This is a genomic window from Ferrimonas marina (assembly GCF_900129905.1).
GTDB lineage: Bacteria > Pseudomonadota > Gammaproteobacteria > Enterobacterales > Shewanellaceae > Ferrimonas > Ferrimonas marina.
This window is the reverse complement of the sequence record NZ_FQXG01000008.1, coordinates 152260-168995: the sequence shown is the minus strand read 5'-3', so window position 1 is coordinate 168995 and position 16736 is coordinate 152260. Positions and strand designations below refer to the sequence as shown.

The window sequence follows — 16736 nt, the reverse complement described above, 5'->3', positions numbered from 1 at the left end:
TATGGTTATCCTTGCAAAACCTGGTCCGCGACAAAGGGATTGGAGCGTCGTTCGTCGCCAAAGGTGGCACCCGGACCATGGCCCGGTACGAACTCAACGTCACTGCCCAGCGGCCAGAGCTTCTGAGTAATGGAATGGATCAGGTCCTGGTGATTGGACATGGGAAAATCGGTTCGGCCGATAGAGCCGTGGAACAGCACATCACCGACAAAGGCCAGCTTTTGCTGGCGATGGAACAGCACCACGTGGCCCGGGGTGTGACCCGGCGTGTGCAGTACCTCGAACTGCTCGTTACCGACGCTGAGGGTATCGCCCTCGTTGAGGTAACGGGCCGGGGTAAAGGCCGCCAACATCGGGAAACCAAACATCTGGGATTGGTTACCGAGGGAGTCGAGCCAGAAATTGTCGTCCTCATGGGGGCCGATGATCTCGACACCCAGCTTCTCCGCCAGGGCGACCGCACCGCCCACGTGGTCGATGTGACCGTGGGTCAGCCAGATCTGTTCGATGGTGACGTCGTTGGCCTGGGCTGCCGCCAGGATCCGGTCGACGTCACCGCCGGGATCGATCACCGCACCTTTGCCGCTTTGCTCACACCAAACCAGCGAGCAATTCTGCTGAAAGGGGGTCACAGGCACTATTTGATGTTTCATGGCGTCATCAATGGTTGAAGAATGTAGCGCGAGAATAGCAAAAACCCACCGGCGACAACATGGATATCCTCACAGGTGAGCACAACCCGCCACAGTTCCGACCAACGTCTGGGTTTGCTCCGCTTCCGGGATATCCACCGACAGGCCTAATTGCTGCTCAATGCAGCTCTGGAGTGCCTGCTGTGCCTGCCACTCGCCATGCACAAGCTTGACCTGGGGCTGGCCTGGCACCGAGGCCAGCCACTGCAATAGCTGGCGTTGATCAGCGTGAGCGGAGAAGCCCCCCAGGGTGTGGATCTGAGCGCGCACCGCGTAACTGTTGCCAAACAGGCGAATGGTCTTTGCCCCCTCCACCAGTTGCCGCCCCAGGGTGCCCTGGGCCTGAAAGCCGGTAAACAGGATCTGGGTCTTGTCGTTCCAGATCCTGTGCTTGAAGTGATGCAGGATTCGGCCGCCGTTACACATCCCCGCCCCGGCCACCACGATCAGCCCCAGGTTGACCCGGTTCAGCCCCATCGAGGCTTCGGTCTCCGGGGTCAGGTGCAAACAGGGCAGGAAATCTTCCAGAGTGGGGCTTTGCTGGGCACTGAGTTGAGCCAGGTCTTCCGGGTCCAGCAGCTCCAGCCACTGGTCATAGATGCGGGTAACCTCGATGGCCATGGGGCTGTCGAGCACCACATGCCAGCCATCCAGCAGCCCCTGGTGATACATCACCCCCAGCTGAAACAGCAGCTCCTGGGTTCGGCCCACGGCAAAGGCCGGCACCAACACCACCCCGCCCTGGGCCTGGGCCAGCACCTCGCTCAGCTCGGTCAGGGTATCCTGGTAGCTGCGGTGGTTACGGTTGCCGTAGGTGGACTCCATCAGCACCAAGTCGACCTCCGGCGGCGGTGCCGGGTCCCGCATCAGTGGCGAGTCGCTGTTACCCAGATCGCCGGAGTAGAGCAAGCGGTAGGGCCCCTCAGGGGTGTCGAAATGCAGCTGCACCATGGCGGCGCCGAGGATATGGCCGGCGTCCAGCAGCCGCAGTTCAACACCGGGCAGCAGCGCCTGCCACTGGTTAAAGGGCAGTACCTTGCAGGCCTCCAGCACCGCCAGCACCTCCTCCATGCCGTACAGCGGGGGCTGGGTCCTCTGGCCCTTACGTTGCCGCACCTTGTTGTCACGCTCCAGCTCGCGCAGGTAGAGATCGCAAGCGTCCTTGAGCATCACCGCCAGCAGGTTGAGGGTGGCACCGGTGCAGTAGATGGGGCCGCGGAAGCCGCGCTTAATCAGTCGGGGTAAGGCACCGGAGTGATCCAGGTGGGCGTGGGACAGCACCACAGCGTCGAGCTGCGCGGGGCGGAAGCCAAAGCTGTCCCGCTTCAATCGCTTGGCTTGATCCCGACCCTGGTGCAGACCGCAATCGAGCAGGATCCGGCGGCCTTGGTAGTCAAGCAGATGGCGCGAGCCGGTGACTTCACGGGCGGCACCGTAGCTGGTCAGGGTGAGCATGACCCCAGTGTGGCACGAAAACGCCCGGCTCGAGCATCGAAACCGGGCGTTGCAATGATCTGGGTCAGGACAAAGGGTTAGTTTGCGGCGACCTTGCCATCGTTGAACTGGTGGTGCAGATCCGCCAGGCGGTAGGCGGCCAGGTTGAGGCGACCCATCATGATCGGCTGCCAGGCTTCCCGGTAGGCATCACGCTCCGCCTTGCTCTGGATCGGCCCTTCCAGTACCGGGGCGTAGATCGCCTCCGCGTACTGACTGGACTCCATGGCCAGCTGCGCGATCGGCAGGTACTGTCGGGTCAGCTCCGCCGGCATCTCGCTGGCGGCGATCTCCGCCAGGCCCTGCTCCGCGGTCAGGCCCAGGCGCAGACGCTCGGTCCAGCCCGCCAGGCCATCAAACAGGGAGTGCAGGTTGCGGGCGCAGCCACCCTGGATGGGATCCGGTTGGAAGCAGGTGGCGTTACCACCCAAATCGCCCATGGGGTATTCCTCAGTCACCCGGGCGATGCTGTGCATCGGCTGGGTGGCATCGAACACCAAGTGAGTCAGGTAGGCATTAACCAAGGCACGCTCCACCCCGCTGACCTCAGGCAAAGCGGTTTTGAACGCCGGCAACACGGTGGTGACGTTAGGTACCTTTACCGCCACTTCACTGCCCGGTTGACCCGGCAGGTAGCCATCGTCACCAGACTGGTAGCCGATGTTGATGTAGTGGCCCATGCTGCCTGCCTTCTCCGGCAGGGCGGCAACGCTGTCGGGCATGGTCAGCCCCAGGATGCGGTAGGTCTCCGGCAGCTCGGTGCGACGCACCAGGTCCGGCAGGATGCTCAGCTGGGCAAAGCGGGAGGCAAACTCGTAGCGGGTCATAAAGAGCATCTGCTCCTGATCCAGCAGTTCGGTCTCCTCAATCAGTTCCAGCAGGGCCTCGGCCTCCTGCTCGTACTGTTGCTGCAGGGACTCCGGCATCATCCGGAAGCTGTGCTCAGCGCCAATCACGTGGGCATCGAAATTGAACGCGGCGGCTTGGCCAGCCAGCACCAGGCTGGACAGCATGACCAAAATTGATCTCATGGGGGGTACTCGACAGTCAGACGTTGGCGCGCAGTCTAGCGGAAGCCGCGGTCAGAAAAACCCCCTGGCTGACCGCTTTAACGCAAATTCACCGCCTCGATCACATCTTAACAAGGGCACCGCGGCGTACTGTCTCCAGCCCCATGTGTGCCTCCATCGCCAGCAGGGCCTCCCCCTGCCCTTGCAGTAGTACACGTTCGCTCTCCAGCAGTTGAGCCAGGCTCACCTGTTCACTGACCAGGGCCACCAGCTCTTCATGGTGGATCACCAATTTCAGGTCTGTGCTAATCGCCGGCTCGGTGCCGGGCTCAATGGACAGACTGGCCAGGTGACCGTGGCGCAGCGTCAGCCGGAACCGCTCCGCTTTATCCGGCACCACCAGGTCCAGTTCGAAAGCCAGACCCGCACGAGCCGCTTCGGCGCCATCCAGCTGCAGCGCCAGCCGGTGCAACAGCTGACTGCTCGACCACCCGGCCAAGTCATCGGTGCTGTGGATGATGCTGAGGCCGGTGTCGTAGCGTAACTGCTCTACCTGGGTCAGGTTGGCCTGCCGCACCACCACAGAGTCACTCTGATAGGCCAGCTGCTCCAGACAGTCCGCCAATTGATAGCGAGCAGACTCCGAACGGGGAAAGGCTTGCACCAGGTGTCCAGCCAGCTCAGCACACCAGCCGTATTCGCCCTGTCGTTGCGCCTCATGAGCCAGAGTAAGCACCTCGGCTTTACCGCCCATCACCTCCACATAGCGGCTCGCCATCCGGGGTTCGCTCGGGATGGGAGCCACAACCTGCAGACCGGGCTGATGAGCCAGCGCCGCCTTGGCGATCACCTCCGCCCCCAACCGCCCACGGTTGAGCCAGGGTGACTCCAGCGCCTCGGGCACCGACAGCGCGGAAAGATCCTGGCCCTGTTGGCTCAGGCGCAGTGCCTGCTGTGACAGGTAGCCGTAGTAATCCCGCTCCTTGGCCAGCCAGCGAGTCACCCGCTCGTTCTGCCATTGCGGCCAGCCATCACTGCCGCAGAGGATCTCCACCTCATCGCCCACCGTCAGCAGCCAGCGATGCATCATCTGGCTCCAGGCCAGGGGGGCACGCAGGTTTTGGCTGCCGCTTTGGTAGTAGCTGGGTAACCACAACAGGCGCTGTTGTGGCAAATAGAGGCTCAAGCCTTCCGGCTCGCCGGGCAGGTGGGTAAGGACCAGGTCGACCCCATCCAGCACCATGTGAGTGCTGTCCTGCTCAAGCTCAAGGTTGGGATGCACAATGTTGCGTTCACCGCTGGCGGCTTTGGGCGCCAGGATACGATCGCTGGCATCACGGTGAATTGGGCCCACCGTGTTCTGTTCGGTGTGCAGTGATTGCCCCTGCTGAAAGTCACGGGGCGCCAGCACCGTGACCTGCGAAGGGTCGGTGTTGGCGGCGGCAAGGAGCCCTTCCGCGCCGCCGCTGCGGTCGTTGTCGGCTTCGGTCAGAATCAACGCCTGGATCGGTCTCTCCCCCAGCTGGCTAGTGAGCAGCTGCCAGGCGGCCTCGGCGGTTTCCGCCGTACCCAGCGCATCGATCACCACCCAGCCCTGGTCACCTTCGATAAAGGTGATGTGGGTGCGATCGTAGCCCCGCACCTGGTAGACACCGTCGGTCAGCTGATAGAGCCCATGCTGGGACATCAGCAGGCTCTGCCGCTGCAAGCGGGGATGGACCCGATCCAGGCCCTGGTCCAGGTACTCCATCTGACCCAACACCCAGACCACATTACCCTGGGCGTCCAGTATCGCCCGGCGCTCCTCACTGGCGATAAAGCCATGGTGGGCCAGGGCGAAATCCTCCTGGTCATCGAACGGCAGCTGCGCCCGAGAGTGCTGATGCTGGGCCACGGTGGCCTCGCTGGCGGGCTTGACCCTGTCGTTCAAAGGGACCGCCAGGCTGATAGGAGCTGCCAATGTGGTGCCCAGTCCCAAACAGGTGGTCAGGCTCATAGCCCGCAACGTCGATGCCATAGTGGTGATCCTCATGTGTCCAAAGTGGTCACAGAGTAACCAGTCAGCCCATCAGGATCCTTTAGCCTCGGTAGCGACTCTGTTAAGCGAGGGTTAACAGAGTCACGCCACCGGCTCCAGCGCCACCGCACAGAGCTTGAGTGCGGCGATCTTGGCCACCGGGTCCAGCGCATCCCGGGTCAGCAGGTTGGCCGCCGCCTCGCGGAAACTGAAGGGCAGGAACAGGTCGTCGGGGCGCACCTGGGACGAACTGAGCAGCTGGGCCACCACGGAACCTCGACGGGAGCGCAACCGAGCCGATTGTCCGGCGTGCAAGCCCAGCCTGGTCAGGGTCTCAGGGTGCACCAGGATCTGCGCCTGGGGGGCCAGCGCCGACAGCACCTGGCTGCGCCGGGTCATGGTGCCGGTATGCCAGTGCTCCAGCAGGCGGCCGGTGATCAGGGTAAAGGGGTAATCCTTATCCGCATTCTCTTGCTGCTGTGGTGGGGTGGCGGGCACCAGCCTCGCCCGGCCACCGGGCCGAGCAAAACCCTTGGCAAACAGCACCGACTGGCCGGGCTGGGCCGGGTCGTCAGCGGGGTAAACCACACTGCTCTCTGCTTGCAGCCGCTCGTATGGGATCCCCGCCAGGCTGGGCATCAGTGCCTGCATCTCGCGGTATATCTGCTCCGGCCCCTGGTAATCCCAGGCCAGTCCCAGCCCCTGGGCCATCTGCTGGATCAGCCACCAGTCCTGTTTGGCCTCACCCGGCGCCGGGATCACCGGCCGTCCCAGCTGCACCCGCCGGTCGGTATTGGTGAAGCTGCCGCCCTTCTCAGCAAAGGCCGCGGCGGGCAACACCACGTCCGCCAGGGCCGCGGTTTCGGTCAGAAACAGATCCTGCACCACCAGATGCGACAGCCTCGCCAGCCCGGCCCGGGTGTGGGTCAGGTCTGGATCGGACATCGCCGGGTTCTCGCCGACAATGTACATCCCCTGCAGGCTGCCCTGGTGCGCCGCCTGCATCATCTCCACCGTGGTCAGTCCCGGCGAATCGGGCACTGGCGCGCCCCAGGCCTGGGCAAACCGGGCCCGGACCTCAGGCTCGGCCACCTTCTGGTAATCCGGCAGACAGTGGGGGATCAGCCCCGCATCGGAGGCGCCCTGGACGTTGTTCTGGCCACGCAGTGGATGCAACCCGGTACCGGGCCGGCCGATCTGGCCGGTGAGCAGACACAAAGCGATGAGACAGCGCACATTGTCGGTACCGTGGGTGTGTTGGGTGACCCCCATGGCCCAGAACATCATTGCCCGGTTGGCGCTGGCGTAGACGTGGGTCACCTGGCGGATCTGTGCCGCCGTCACCCCGCATTGCTCGGCCACCGCCTCCGGGGCATAGGCTTGCACTGCCTGGCGCAGCGCCTCGACCTCTTCTCGCTTCAGCCGGGCCTCGACAAAGGACCAGTTGACCAGGTCCTGCTCGAACAGCACATGAATCATGGCGTTGAGCAACAGGATGTCGCTGCCTGGCACAAACTGCAGGTGATGGCGGGCATGGCGGGCCAGCGGCAGGGCCTGGGGGTCAAGCAGCAACAGTTCGGTGCCGGCCTTCACGGCGTTCTTCATCCAGCTGGCCGCCACCGGGTGGTTGGCCTCGGGGTTGGCGCCCATCAGCAGGATGACGTCACTGTAGGCCACGTCGGCCACCGGGTTGGACACCGCCGCCGAGCCCACCGCTTCCATCAGCGCCGCCACCGAGCTGGCGTGACACAAACGGGTGCAGTGATCGACGTTGTTGCTGCCAAAGCCGGTGCGCACCAGCTTCTGGAACAGGTAGGCCTCCTCGTTACTGCCCTTGGCCGAGCCCAACCCCGCCAGCGCCTGCGGCCCCTGCTGCTCGAGGATCGTCTTCAGACCACCGCTGGCCAAAGCCAGCGCCTCCTCCCAGCTGGCGGGTCGAAACTGCTCACGCCAGTCGCCACTGAGGCTGGGGTCCTTGGGGGCATCGGCACGGCGGATCAGCGGCTGGGTCAGTCGCTGCGGGTGATGCACGTAATCGAAGCCAAAGCGGCCCTTAACGCACAACCGGCCCCGATTGGCCGGGCCATCGGCCCCCTCCACCGCGATGATCCTGTCGTCGCGCACCCGGTAGCGAACCGCACAACCGACCCCACAGAAGGGGCAGAGGGAGTCCACCGTGCGCTCCTCGGTCAAGGCAGTTGCCGGCTCAGGAGTGACCAGCGCCAGCGCCGAGGTTGGGCAGGCCTGTACACACTCGCCGCAGGCGACGCAGCGGCTGCTTCCCGCCTCGCTGTCGTTATCAAAGATAAGCCGGGTTTCCCCGCCGCGATGGGCCCAGCCCAGCACATCATTGACCTGCTCATCCCGACAGGCCTGAACACAGCGGTTGCACTGGATACAGGCATCCCAATTGAGGGCAAAGGCCGGGTGGCTAGCGTCCTGGCCCAATCGAGTCGCATCACTGCCCTGCCCCATTGGCGCTTGTATCTGCACCTGCATCCGCTCGGCCCAGTGGCGCAGCTCCGACTCTGCCTGGGCTGCACCATCCGGGGTATCGCTCAGCAGCATCGACAGCACCCCCTGCTGGGCCTGCCTGGCCCGACGGGACTGGGTGTACACCACCATCCCAGGCTTAACCTCCCGACAGCAGGCTGGCGCCAGGGTGCGCTCGCCCTCCACCTCCACCATGCAGGCTCGGCAGTTGCCCTGGGGGGCATGGCCATCCCGATGGCACAGGGTCGGCACCGTCGCCCCTGCCCGGCGGGCAACGCTCAGCAGGGTCTCACCGGTCTCGGCGGTGAGCTTGTTGCCATCCAGGGTCAGTTCCAGCTTGCTCATTCGACCTCCTGACTGAAGCGTTTCAGCACCGACAGGGCTGGGTTTGGGGCTGCTTGGCCCAGGCCGCAGATGGAGGCATCCTGCATCACCTCGGCCAGAACCTGGATCGACTCCGCCGGCCAGCGCTGTAGTGTCATCTGCTGCGCCAGCTGGCCGCAGCCGACGCGACAGGGGGTGCATTGGCCGCAGGACTCGGCGGCAAAGAACTCGGTGGCATTGAGGGCGAGATCCCGGGCCCGGTCCCGCTGGGAGAAGACGATGATGGCGGCGGAGCCGATAAAGCAGCCGTGGGGCTGCAGGGTGTCAAAATCCAGCGGCAGGTCCTGGTGCTCTGCCGCGAGGATGCCGCCGGAGGCGCCACCGGGAAAAAAGCCGTAAAGGGTTTCGCCCTCGGCCATGCCGCCACAATACTCGGCGATCAGCTCTCGCAGGGTGATCCCCGCCGGGGCCAGGTAGACCCCGGGCTGGCGCACCCGTCCGCTGATGGAGTAGGAGCGCACCCCGGAGCGGCCATGACGCCCCTGCCGGGTAAACCAGTCAGGGCCACGGCGCAGCACCTCAGGCACCCAATAAAGCGACTCCAGGTTGTGCACCAAGGTGGGTCGGCCAAACAGCCCCACCTGGGCCACCAGTGGCGGCTTTTGCCGCGGTAGCCCGCGCTTGCCCTCCATCGACTCCAGCATGGCGGACTCCTCGCCGCAGATGTAGGCACCGGCGCCGCGACGCAGCTCCACCGCTGGCGCCTGCGGGAATAGCCGCTGCGCCTGCGCCAATGCCTCGGCCAACAGCGCACGACAGGCGGGGTATTCGTCCCGTACATAGACGTAGATCTTCTCCACCCCAACGGCATGGGCCGCCAGCCACATCCCTTCGAGAAACTGGTGCGGACTGCGCTCCAGGTAGAACCGGTCCTTAAAGGTGCCCGGCTCGCCCTCGTCCACGTTGACCGCCATCAAGCGCGGCGCCGGCTCTGCCCGTACCGCCCGCCATTTGCGCCCAACCGGGAAGCCGGCGCCCCCCAGGCCGCGCAGTCCGGCATCCTCCAGCTGGGCTACCAGCGCCTCGGCACTGTCCGGATCCTGGTAACACTGGCTCAAGGCCTGGTAGCCGCCCTCAGCCTTGTACTGCGCCAGGCTTTGCGCCTGCGCTGGCATAGGATCCGTGGTCAGGCCCTGGTCTATCGCCGCCTGCACCCGCTGAGGGGTAGCCGGGGCCACCGGATGTGTGGCCACCACCGCCACCGGAGCATCGGGACAGCGCCCCACGCAGGGCACCTTTTGCACCCGAATGCGATCGCCCAGCCGCCGGCTTAGCGCCTCGGTCAACTCCGTCGCCCCCTGCAACTGACAGCTGAGGGACTGGCACACGCGCACGGTCAGTGCCGGCGGTGGGGTATCCCCCTCGGCCACCAAATCAAAGTGATGGTAAAAGCTTGCCACCTCGAACACCTCCACCGGCGCCAGCTTCATCCACTGCGCCAACGCCAATAGATGGTTTTCCGCCAGGTAGCCCACCTCATCCTGCAGGCGGTGCAGGCACTCCAGCAGCTGGTCCTTGGCCGGAGGCTCGGGAAACCACTGTTGGATCTGGGTCAGGGCACGCGGTTCGACGCCGGTCGGGCGTGGCGGTTTGGGTGGCATTGGCATTCGGTGCCCTCCTGTTGGCAGCCTCTCTTTGTTTTACACACTTTTTGCTCCCCTGTTGAGCTAAGCCCCACTGGACCGAGCAGCCAAACCGCCCTGCCCGGCGAAGCCAGTCCGCGGTGAAGCCGCCCCCCTAGCGCAGAGCCCTTGTTCCTGTTCGCAGGTGCAGGTATCCTCGCCGACCCTTTTCCATCGACAGAGGTATCGTCATGCACCACAAAGCCGGCCTGGACCTGGGCACCTCCAACTGCGCCATCGGCGTGGTAGACAATGGCACTCCGTCGCTGGTTGAGCTGCCCCAGCATGGCCGCTTTATGGCCTCAACCCTCTACGCGCCCCAGGCCGAGGTGATCGCCGGCTGGCTGCACCGCCAGCTCAAGCCCCACGGCTTAGAGCGTCCACTGGAGCAAGCCCGGGGGCCGGGCTTAACCGCCAGCCTGCACGCCCTGCGGGAGGCCAAGCTCGATGGCTATGACGAGGATCTGGCCTTTGGCCAATGGGCCCGGGACAAGTACCTGGAGGATCCGGCGGACTGCTACTACATCCGCAGCCACAAGTCCTTTCTCGGTGGCAATGGCCTGGGCCCGCGTCAGCAGCAGGTGTTTGAAGACATCACCGCGGCGATGCTCTGGCACCTGCTGGAGCAGGCCCGGCAAAGTGGTCAGGGGGATCTCAAAAAGGTGGTGATCGGTCGGCCCATCAACTTCCAGGGTCATCATGCCGAGCGCAGCAATCAGCAGGCGGTGGCGATCATCGAACGGGCGGCCAAGCTGGTGGGCATCGAGCAGATGGAGCTGTTCTACGAGCCGATGGCAGCCGGATTGACCTATCAGCAACAGCTGGACAAGCCGCAGCGGGTGTTGGTGGTGGATATCGGCGGCGGCACCACCGACGTCTCCATGCTGGAGATGGGGCCACAACTGCAAGGGGATCTGGAAAAGCAGATCCTGGGCTATAGCGGCGAGCGCACCGGCGGCAACGACTTTGATGTGATGCTCAACTACCACACCCTGATGCCGCTTTTAGGTCGGGGACTGAAGGACGACAAGGGCCGGGTCATCCCGTTGAAGCCGTTCCTGGATGCCGCCAGCATCAACGACCTGTCGGCCCAAACCCGCTTCTACAGCCACGACACCCGCAATCAGCTGCAGGCGCTGCGCCGTCAACCCGAGCTGAAGACGCTGTCCCGTCTGCAAACCCTGCAGGCCGAGCAGATGACCTTCCAGCAAAGCGCGGTGGCGGAACAGGCCAAGATCGCCCTGAGTCAGGCCAGCAACCATAGCGTGGCACTGGATTACCTGGAGCCGGCGCTGTCAGCCCAGATCACCCAGGCGCAGTTTGTTGAGGCCTCGGAGGGGCTGATGACCCGCATCACCCAGCTGATCGACGATACCCTGGCCCAGGCGGGCAGCCCGGCAGACGTGCTGTTCCTCACCGGGGGCAGCGCCAACTCGCCCTTTATCCGGGAGCGATTGGAAGCCCGCTACGGCCTGCCGATGGTGGATGGCGATAACTTCGGTAGCGTCACCACCGGCCTGGCACTCTGGGCCGACCGCATCTTCCAGTGACACTCCAGGGCCTTGGCTAACGCCAGCAGGCTGCGCCTTTACCTCGCTGATTCATCGGATTAACTTGGGGATATCGTCCTTAGCCCGAGGCCCCGATGTCCGACATCCTGATCGCCAGCTACCGCTTTGCCCTGGGACCCAGGCCCGGAGAGCTGGCCGCCATCACCCGTACCGGCCCTCAGCCCTGGCTGCTGGCCCAGCTGCCAGGCCCAGTGCCGACCCTGGACAGCGCCCCCTGGCAGGCGATCTACGCCACGCCCTTCGATCGCAAAGACAAGGCCGAGAAAGAGGCCCGCAACAAAGCACTGCGCCAAGAGACCCAACGGCAGATCCAGTTTCGTCATCAGCAGGCCCTGCTCAGCGAACGCCCGCTGATGGAGCGGCTCAGCCAGTTTTGGAGCAACCACTTTGCCGTGTCGCTGGACAAGGGTAACGTCCGCGGTCTGGCCGGCCTGTTGGAACAGCAGGCGATCCGCCCCCACCTCAATGGCCGCTTCAGCGACATGCTTATTGCGGTCTCCCAGCACCCGGCGATGCTGCTCTACCTGGACAACGCCCAATCCATCGGCCCCGATTCCCGCGCCGGCAAAAAGCGCAACAAGGGCCTGAACGAGAACCTGGCCCGGGAGATCCTGGAGCTGCATACCCTGGGGGTAGACGGGCCCTATCAGCAAACCGACGTGGAGGCCCTGGCAGCCATGCTGACCGGCTGGAGCGTGCAGCAAAAGGACCAGGCTCCCCGCTACCAGTACCGGCGCCAGACCCATCAACCGGGCAGCCAGCAACTGCTGGGCCGTCGTTATCGCGACGAGGGCGAGACTCAGGCCAAACGCGCCCTGGCGGATCTGGCGCGCCACCCCGCCACCGCCCACTTCCTGGCACAAAAGCTGGCCTGCCACTTTATCGCCGATCAACCCGACCCGGCGCTGGTGCAAACCCTGGCCAAGGCCTACCTGGACCACGACACCCGCCTCGACGCCATGGTCACCGCCCTGATTAAGCACCCGTTGAGCTGGCAACCCGGGGCGCACAAATGGCGCGCCCCCAGCCTCTATCTGTATGGGATTGGTCGCGCGGTGGGCAGCACCCAGCCCAACCAGGTAGAGCGCCTGGCCCGCCAACTGGTGCAGCCCACCTATCGACCGGGCTCGCCGGCGGGCTGGCCCGACGATGCCCAGGCCTGGCGCACCCCCTCGGGCCTCGCCACCCGCGCCGAAGCTGCCCAGTGGCTGGCCAAGCGCCACAAGGTGCCAGCCAACACCCTGGCCCAGACCCTGGGGCTGCGTCCCCAGTGGCCTGAGGCTGCCCGCAGCGACATGGATCGGCGCTACCTGCTGCTGATGCATCCCCAGCTTCTGGAGGTCTAACCATGGATCGCCGACACTTTTTGCAATGCAGTGGTGCCGCCCTGGCGCTGACCGCCCTCCCCATCAAGACCTGGGCTACCTCCGCCAGGCCAGAGCGCTTTATCTGGATCACCCTGCGCGGCGGCTGGGATGGGCTGGCGGTGGTCGCGCCACTGGCCGATCCCGAGTACCTCAAGGCACGCCCTGGTCTGAGTAAGCAGCTCAAGCAGGCTAAGCCGGTGCCATTGGAGAGGGGCTTTGTGTTGCATCCGGCGCTGCAGTTCGCCGCCGAGCGCTTTGCCGCACGACAGGCCTGTGCCCATCTTGCTGTAGCCACCGACTACCGTCAGCGCTCCCATTTTGATGGTCAGGCGGTGCTGGAAAGCGGCACGGTTCACGCCCGCCACGGTTGGCTCAACACCCTGGCCCAGGCACTGGATGCGCCAGCCGAAGCGGTGGGGCCGCGCAAGCCCCTGCTGGCGCAAGGGCCTCACCCTGTGGCCCATCAAATCCACAACCGTCTCGCCAGCCCCACTGAGCAGCGCCTGGCGCTGCTGCGGGAGTGGTACAGGGACGAGCCTCGTCTCTCTGGTCTGCTGCAGCAAGCCCAAGCCCTGCCGGAGCAACAGCCGGGCAAGATGTCCGCCCAGGCCCGCTCTTTGGCCGAAGCGATGGCCCAGGAGCAGGGGCCAGTATTGGCGGCACTGGAGCTGTCCGGCTGGGACAGCCACGCCAACCAGCATGGGCAACTAAATCGGGCGCTGAAGCAGCTAGATGAGGTGGTAGCGGCCTTGGTGACCGGGCTGGGTCCGCGCTGGCAACACAGCCAAATATGGATAGGTTCCGAGTTTGGTCGCACCGTGGCGGAAAATGGCACCCGGGGCACGGATCACGGCACCGGCGGGCTGGCCCTGCAGCTGTCCGGTGCAGGCGGATTGCCAAGCTTAAGTGGTGACTGGCCTGGACTGGCCCCGTCCCAGCGCTACCAGGGGCGAGACCTTCAGCCCACCCAGCCGCTGCACCCGCTGCTTCAGCGACAGCTCAGCCGACATTTTGGCCAGTCGCTGCCGGCTTTGATTTAGCGCTTGCTGTTGGGGCTTGTCTCACTGCGTTGGCAACGCCACACTGGGCGGCAGTTTTGGAAGGATTGGAGTGTTCATGCGTTTACACTATCTCTTGCTGCTGCCGCTGCTACTGAGTGGCTGCGGTGACAACACCGGCCAGGTGGGACTGGGCTGGTTTACCCTGAAGGACGTGGTGATCCGTGATTTCCCCGATCCCCTGGTACCCGGGGTGACCTGTCACATCGCCTCGGTGGAGGCCAACCTGTCCCTGGCGGATCCCTCCAACTCCTCCATCGCCTGTCGCCAGACCGGTCAGATCTACGCCGAGGACATCGCCAAGATCGACAAAAGCAAAAGCGGCGAGCTGGTATTCCGTCAGAGTAAGAGCATCCTGTTCAAGTCCCTCAAGGTTCGGCGCATCTTTGATGAGAGCAACCAGACCCTGCTCTACCTCTCCTACTCCACCAAGGAGACCGAGGGCAGCCACAAGCACTCGCTGAGCACCGTAGCACTGTGGGGCACCGAGGCGTACCAGGCCCAGCCCACCAGCACTGATTAGCCTGCTAAGCCGTCAACGCATGTGACGAGCTGAAATTGTGGGTTTAAGTGGCAGGTTCCAGGGTTTGCAGCAACCGCTGAGCCGCCCTAGCCACCTGCTTCTTGGCCGAAGCGGTCAGCGTCGGCTGTGGCTGACCAGCCATTCCCCCCAGGGTTGCCCGGGCCACCGGTTTGGCCCCCACCACCTTGGCCGCATAAGCCAACTGCGGCTGACTGCGATAGAGCCAGCGTCCTATCCAGCCCGGCGCGGCACAAGCATCGAGCAGCACCGCCGGCTTGGGCACCAGGCCGAGCTTGCGCAGTTGCGGCCCCGGCGCTGACCAGGGCCAGTAGCCGTACACCGCCAGTCGCTCCATAAAGCGCTTGAACAGCGCCGTCACCGAACCAAAGTTGGTGGGCGAGGCCAACACGATGGCATCAGCCCGCTCCATCTGCGCCACCAGATCGCTCATGCCATCGGACAGGATGCAGTGACCCGGAGAGCGGCCAGGGTGCTGCATGCATTGACGACAGTTGTGGCAAAACTCTATGGGGTAGCCATTGAGCTCCACCCACTCCACCTTAACGCCCGCCTCCACCAAGGTGGTACCCAGCTGGGCAAGGGCCTGGGCGATCACCCCTTCCGGTCGGTAGGCCCCGTTGATGATCAAGACTTGAGACACGATAAACCCTCCCCGACAGTGGCTTCTCTGGGCAGTGTATGCACGGGCTCAGAGCAAGAGGGAAAAGTTGGCGGCAAGCTTATGCCAGATCAAAACCGACAGGGAAATGTCCGGTGCCAAGGGCTTGCCCCCCGACCGATTCGGTCTTAGCCTTTCGCCGAGACCCTCAACCGAGCCACCAATGGAAGACAAGCAACGCTACGACGATCAAACCTTTCGCCAGGTCCAGGCCTCAGGCCAGGCGTGGCAGGGGATCACCTTTGACCAGTGCCAGTTCATCGACTGCGACTTCAGCGAGATTCAGTGGCATCGCTGCGTCTTTATCGACTGCCAGTTTCTGCGCTGCAACCTGAACCTGGCGCAGCTGGGTTTCAGTCAGTTTCGTGAGGTGGCGTTTGAACACTGCCGCATGCTGGGTCTGGACTGGACCCGGGTCAACTGGCCACGCCTGGTGCCCTTTGCCCCCATCCGTTTCGATCAATGCCTGCTCAGTGAATCCAGCTTTGCCGGCCTCAAGCTCAATGGCCTGCAGATGGTGGAGTGCAAGGCCCACAACGTGGATTTTCAGCAGGGTCACTTCGTCGAGGCGGATTTTCAACACAGTGATTTCAGCGGCAGTATCTTTCACCAGAGCAACCTGACCCTGGCCAACTTTGCCGAGGCCCAGAACTACCGCATCAACCTTTATGACAACACCCTAAGCGGTGCCCGCTTTACCCGCTTCGATGCCCTGGGCCTGCTGGAGGACCTGGATATCGAGCTGCTCGACTGAGCCGTCAGGCCTGGGCCGGCTCTGGTTTGTCTTCAAGGGCAAAATAGATCTTACCCACCACCACTTCGGCAATCAGGATGGCGAAAATCACGGTGAAAAACGCCACCACGCCGTTGAGCGGGCCGGAAAAGCTGACCTTGTCGCCAAACAGCAGGTTCACCGCCTCCAGCATCACGATCTTGGAGCCCACCAGGATGAGATAGCTGGACAGGCCGCGGTAGATCTTAGGCGCCGTGCCGGGTTTGCTTTTGAAGTACTCGGCTAGGCGGTGCTCCAGGCCGATGGAGAGCTTGAGCAGCACCTGCAGCAAGATGGCGGCCGCCAGTGAGATGCTGAAGGATTCGATGGTGACGTAGGACCAGAACTCCTCAAACAGGTTGAGGACGGTCAGGTCGACCAGCACCGCCAGGGTGTAGCCGACGAACAAACGTTGAGGGGTGTTGAAGCCGTAATGCTTTTCCTTGGACGCCATGGGGGCACTCCTTGTGCTGGCTGAGAACGCCGCAACGTCGTCGACGTCGCCCACTAACCCTAATAGCTAGCACCGGCAACCCCCAAACCAGCCCAAGAAAAAGCGTGTTGGATCAGATCTGATAGCAAGCGACCGACGTTTCGCAGCAGCGCTCACGGTAATGAAAGCCCTTCTCCATCGACACCACCGCCACTTCGCGGCCCGCCATTACGGCCCGCTGCATTCGGCCAAAGGAGGGAAACTCATTGCCGTGGATATCTCGCACCTGGGAGGAAGCGGCAATGAGGCCGGACTGCGAGCGCAGCTGATGCAGCCGCTGGGGCCAGATCGTCGGATCACAGTAAAAATCCTGGATGTAATACAGCCCTTCGGTGTCGACACCAAACATCGCCATGGCGGAGGGAGAGACCGCCAAAACCTGGCCAGACTCCATGTCAATCACAGCGACGGCGGCGGGGATCACGGGCAGCAGTTCCCGGATGGCCAGCAGTGAGGGGTTGCCGCTGGGATGAAAGATCGAGGCGAGACTGGCTTCAGACATGATTTTAAGTTCTTGTGGTTGAGTGTCGCAGAGGGTTTGTCGGAATTTGTCTGCGGTGC

The 16736-nt window shown here is 63.9% G+C and carries 14 protein-coding genes; 5 read left to right on the top strand and 9 right to left on the bottom strand.

Annotated features, from left to right (window positions below; genetic code table 11):
• Window positions 1–5 precede the first annotated feature (5 nt).
• The 6 genes from BUC04_RS18925 to BUC04_RS18900 form a co-directional block, all read right to left on the bottom strand.
• Complete coding sequence (locus tag BUC04_RS18925) at window positions 6–653, bottom strand: MBL fold metallo-hydrolase (protein WP_067659945.1); 648 nt, start codon at window positions 651–653, stop codon at window positions 6–8.
• A gap of 69 nt (window positions 654–722) precedes the next feature.
• A complete protein-coding gene (locus BUC04_RS18920) occupies window positions 723–2147 on the bottom strand; it encodes an MBL fold metallo-hydrolase RNA specificity domain-containing protein (RefSeq protein WP_067659947.1) in 1425 nt (474 codons plus the stop codon).
• 77 nt (window positions 2148–2224) lie between these two features.
• Window positions 2225–3217, bottom strand: coding sequence for a S1/P1 nuclease (locus BUC04_RS18915; protein WP_082766669.1), 993 nt, complete (start codon window positions 3215–3217; stop codon window positions 2225–2227).
• 100 nt (window positions 3218–3317) lie between these two features.
• Window positions 3318–5213, bottom strand: a complete 1896-nt coding sequence (locus tag BUC04_RS18910) for an alkyl sulfatase dimerization domain-containing protein (RefSeq protein WP_159437706.1) — start codon at window positions 5211–5213, stop codon at window positions 3318–3320.
• 102 nt (window positions 5214–5315) lie between these two features.
• The gene (gene fdhF, locus BUC04_RS18905) at window positions 5316–8051 is read right to left on the bottom strand and encodes a formate dehydrogenase subunit alpha (protein WP_067659955.1); all 2736 of its coding nucleotides are present in this window, start codon (window positions 8049–8051) and stop codon (window positions 5316–5318) included.
• Window positions 8048–9697, bottom strand: a complete 1650-nt coding sequence (locus BUC04_RS18900; protein WP_067659959.1) for an NAD(P)H-dependent oxidoreductase subunit E — start codon at window positions 9695–9697, stop codon at window positions 8048–8050. The genes fdhF and BUC04_RS18900 overlap by 4 nt, the downstream gene beginning before the upstream one ends.
• Window positions 9698–9903: 206 nt before the next feature.
• On the opposite strand from BUC04_RS18900, the gene yegD reads away from it, so the two are divergent.
• The 4 genes from yegD (at window position 9904) to BUC04_RS18880 (ending at window position 14231) form a co-directional block, all read left to right on the top strand.
• Window positions 9904–11262, top strand: coding sequence for a molecular chaperone (yegD, locus tag BUC04_RS18895; RefSeq protein WP_067659965.1), 1359 nt, complete (start codon window positions 9904–9906; stop codon window positions 11260–11262).
• A 95-nt stretch (window positions 11263–11357) separates the two neighbouring features.
• Window positions 11358–12629, top strand: coding sequence for a DUF1800 domain-containing protein (locus BUC04_RS18890; protein WP_067659968.1), 1272 nt, complete (start codon window positions 11358–11360; stop codon window positions 12627–12629).
• Window positions 12630–12631: 2 nt separating this feature from the next.
• Complete coding sequence (locus tag BUC04_RS18885; protein WP_067659970.1) at window positions 12632–13690, top strand: DUF1501 domain-containing protein; 1059 nt, start codon at window positions 12632–12634, stop codon at window positions 13688–13690.
• Between the two features lie 76 nt (window positions 13691–13766).
• Window positions 13767–14231, top strand: coding sequence for a CreA family protein (locus tag BUC04_RS18880; protein WP_067659974.1), 465 nt, complete (start codon window positions 13767–13769; stop codon window positions 14229–14231).
• A 43-nt stretch (window positions 14232–14274) separates the two neighbouring features.
• Here BUC04_RS18880 and BUC04_RS18875 read toward each other — a convergent pair whose 3' ends face one another.
• Entirely contained in the window at window positions 14275–14892 is a 618-nt protein-coding gene (locus BUC04_RS18875; protein ID WP_073326074.1) for a flavodoxin family protein, read from the bottom strand.
• 181 nt (window positions 14893–15073) lie between these two features.
• Between BUC04_RS18875 and BUC04_RS18870 the strand changes: the two genes are divergently transcribed.
• On the top strand, window positions 15074–15664 hold the full coding sequence (locus BUC04_RS18870; protein WP_067659980.1) for a pentapeptide repeat-containing protein: 591 nt from the start codon (window positions 15074–15076) through the stop codon (window positions 15662–15664).
• 4 nt (window positions 15665–15668) lie between these two features.
• Here the strand turns inward: BUC04_RS18870 and BUC04_RS18865 are convergent, their stop codons facing one another.
• Window positions 15669–16136, bottom strand: coding sequence for a hypothetical protein (locus BUC04_RS18865; RefSeq protein ID WP_067659983.1), 468 nt, complete (start codon window positions 16134–16136; stop codon window positions 15669–15671).
• A 112-nt stretch (window positions 16137–16248) separates the two neighbouring features.
• Window positions 16249–16677, bottom strand: a complete 429-nt coding sequence (locus tag BUC04_RS18860) for a hypothetical protein (RefSeq protein WP_067659986.1) — start codon at window positions 16675–16677, stop codon at window positions 16249–16251.
• Window positions 16678–16736: the final 59 nt, after the last annotated feature.

Excerpts from the sequence above, each read along its gene's own strand:
- BUC04_RS18910 (WP_159437706.1), bottom strand. The coding sequence starts at position 5,213 with ATGGCATCGACGTTGCGGGCTATGAGCCTGACCACCTGTTTGGGACTG.
- BUC04_RS18925 (WP_067659945.1), bottom strand. The coding sequence starts at position 653 with ATGAAACATCAAATAGTGCCTGTGACCCCCTTTCAGCAGAATTGCTCG.
- fdhF (WP_067659955.1), bottom strand. The coding sequence starts at position 8,051 with ATGAGCAAGCTGGAACTGACCCTGGATGGCAACAAGCTCACCGCCGAG.
- BUC04_RS18890 (WP_067659968.1), top strand. The coding sequence starts at position 11,358 with ATGTCCGACATCCTGATCGCCAGCTACCGCTTTGCCCTGGGACCCAGG.
- BUC04_RS18900 (WP_067659959.1), bottom strand. The coding sequence starts at position 9,697 with ATGCCAATGCCACCCAAACCGCCACGCCCGACCGGCGTCGAACCGCGT.
- BUC04_RS18860 (WP_067659986.1), bottom strand. The coding sequence starts at position 16,677 with ATGTCTGAAGCCAGTCTCGCCTCGATCTTTCATCCCAGCGGCAACCCC.
- BUC04_RS18870 (WP_067659980.1), top strand. The coding sequence starts at position 15,074 with ATGGAAGACAAGCAACGCTACGACGATCAAACCTTTCGCCAGGTCCAG.
- BUC04_RS18865 (WP_067659983.1), bottom strand. The coding sequence starts at position 16,136 with ATGGCGTCCAAGGAAAAGCATTACGGCTTCAACACCCCTCAACGTTTG.
- BUC04_RS18880 (WP_067659974.1), top strand. The coding sequence starts at position 13,767 with ATGCGTTTACACTATCTCTTGCTGCTGCCGCTGCTACTGAGTGGCTGC.
- yegD (WP_067659965.1), top strand. The coding sequence starts at position 9,904 with ATGCACCACAAAGCCGGCCTGGACCTGGGCACCTCCAACTGCGCCATC.
- BUC04_RS18915 (WP_082766669.1), bottom strand. The coding sequence starts at position 3,217 with ATGAGATCAATTTTGGTCATGCTGTCCAGCCTGGTGCTGGCTGGCCAA.
- BUC04_RS18885 (WP_067659970.1), top strand. The coding sequence starts at position 12,632 with ATGGATCGCCGACACTTTTTGCAATGCAGTGGTGCCGCCCTGGCGCTG.
- BUC04_RS18920 (WP_067659947.1), bottom strand. The coding sequence starts at position 2,147 with ATGCTCACCCTGACCAGCTACGGTGCCGCCCGTGAAGTCACCGGCTCG.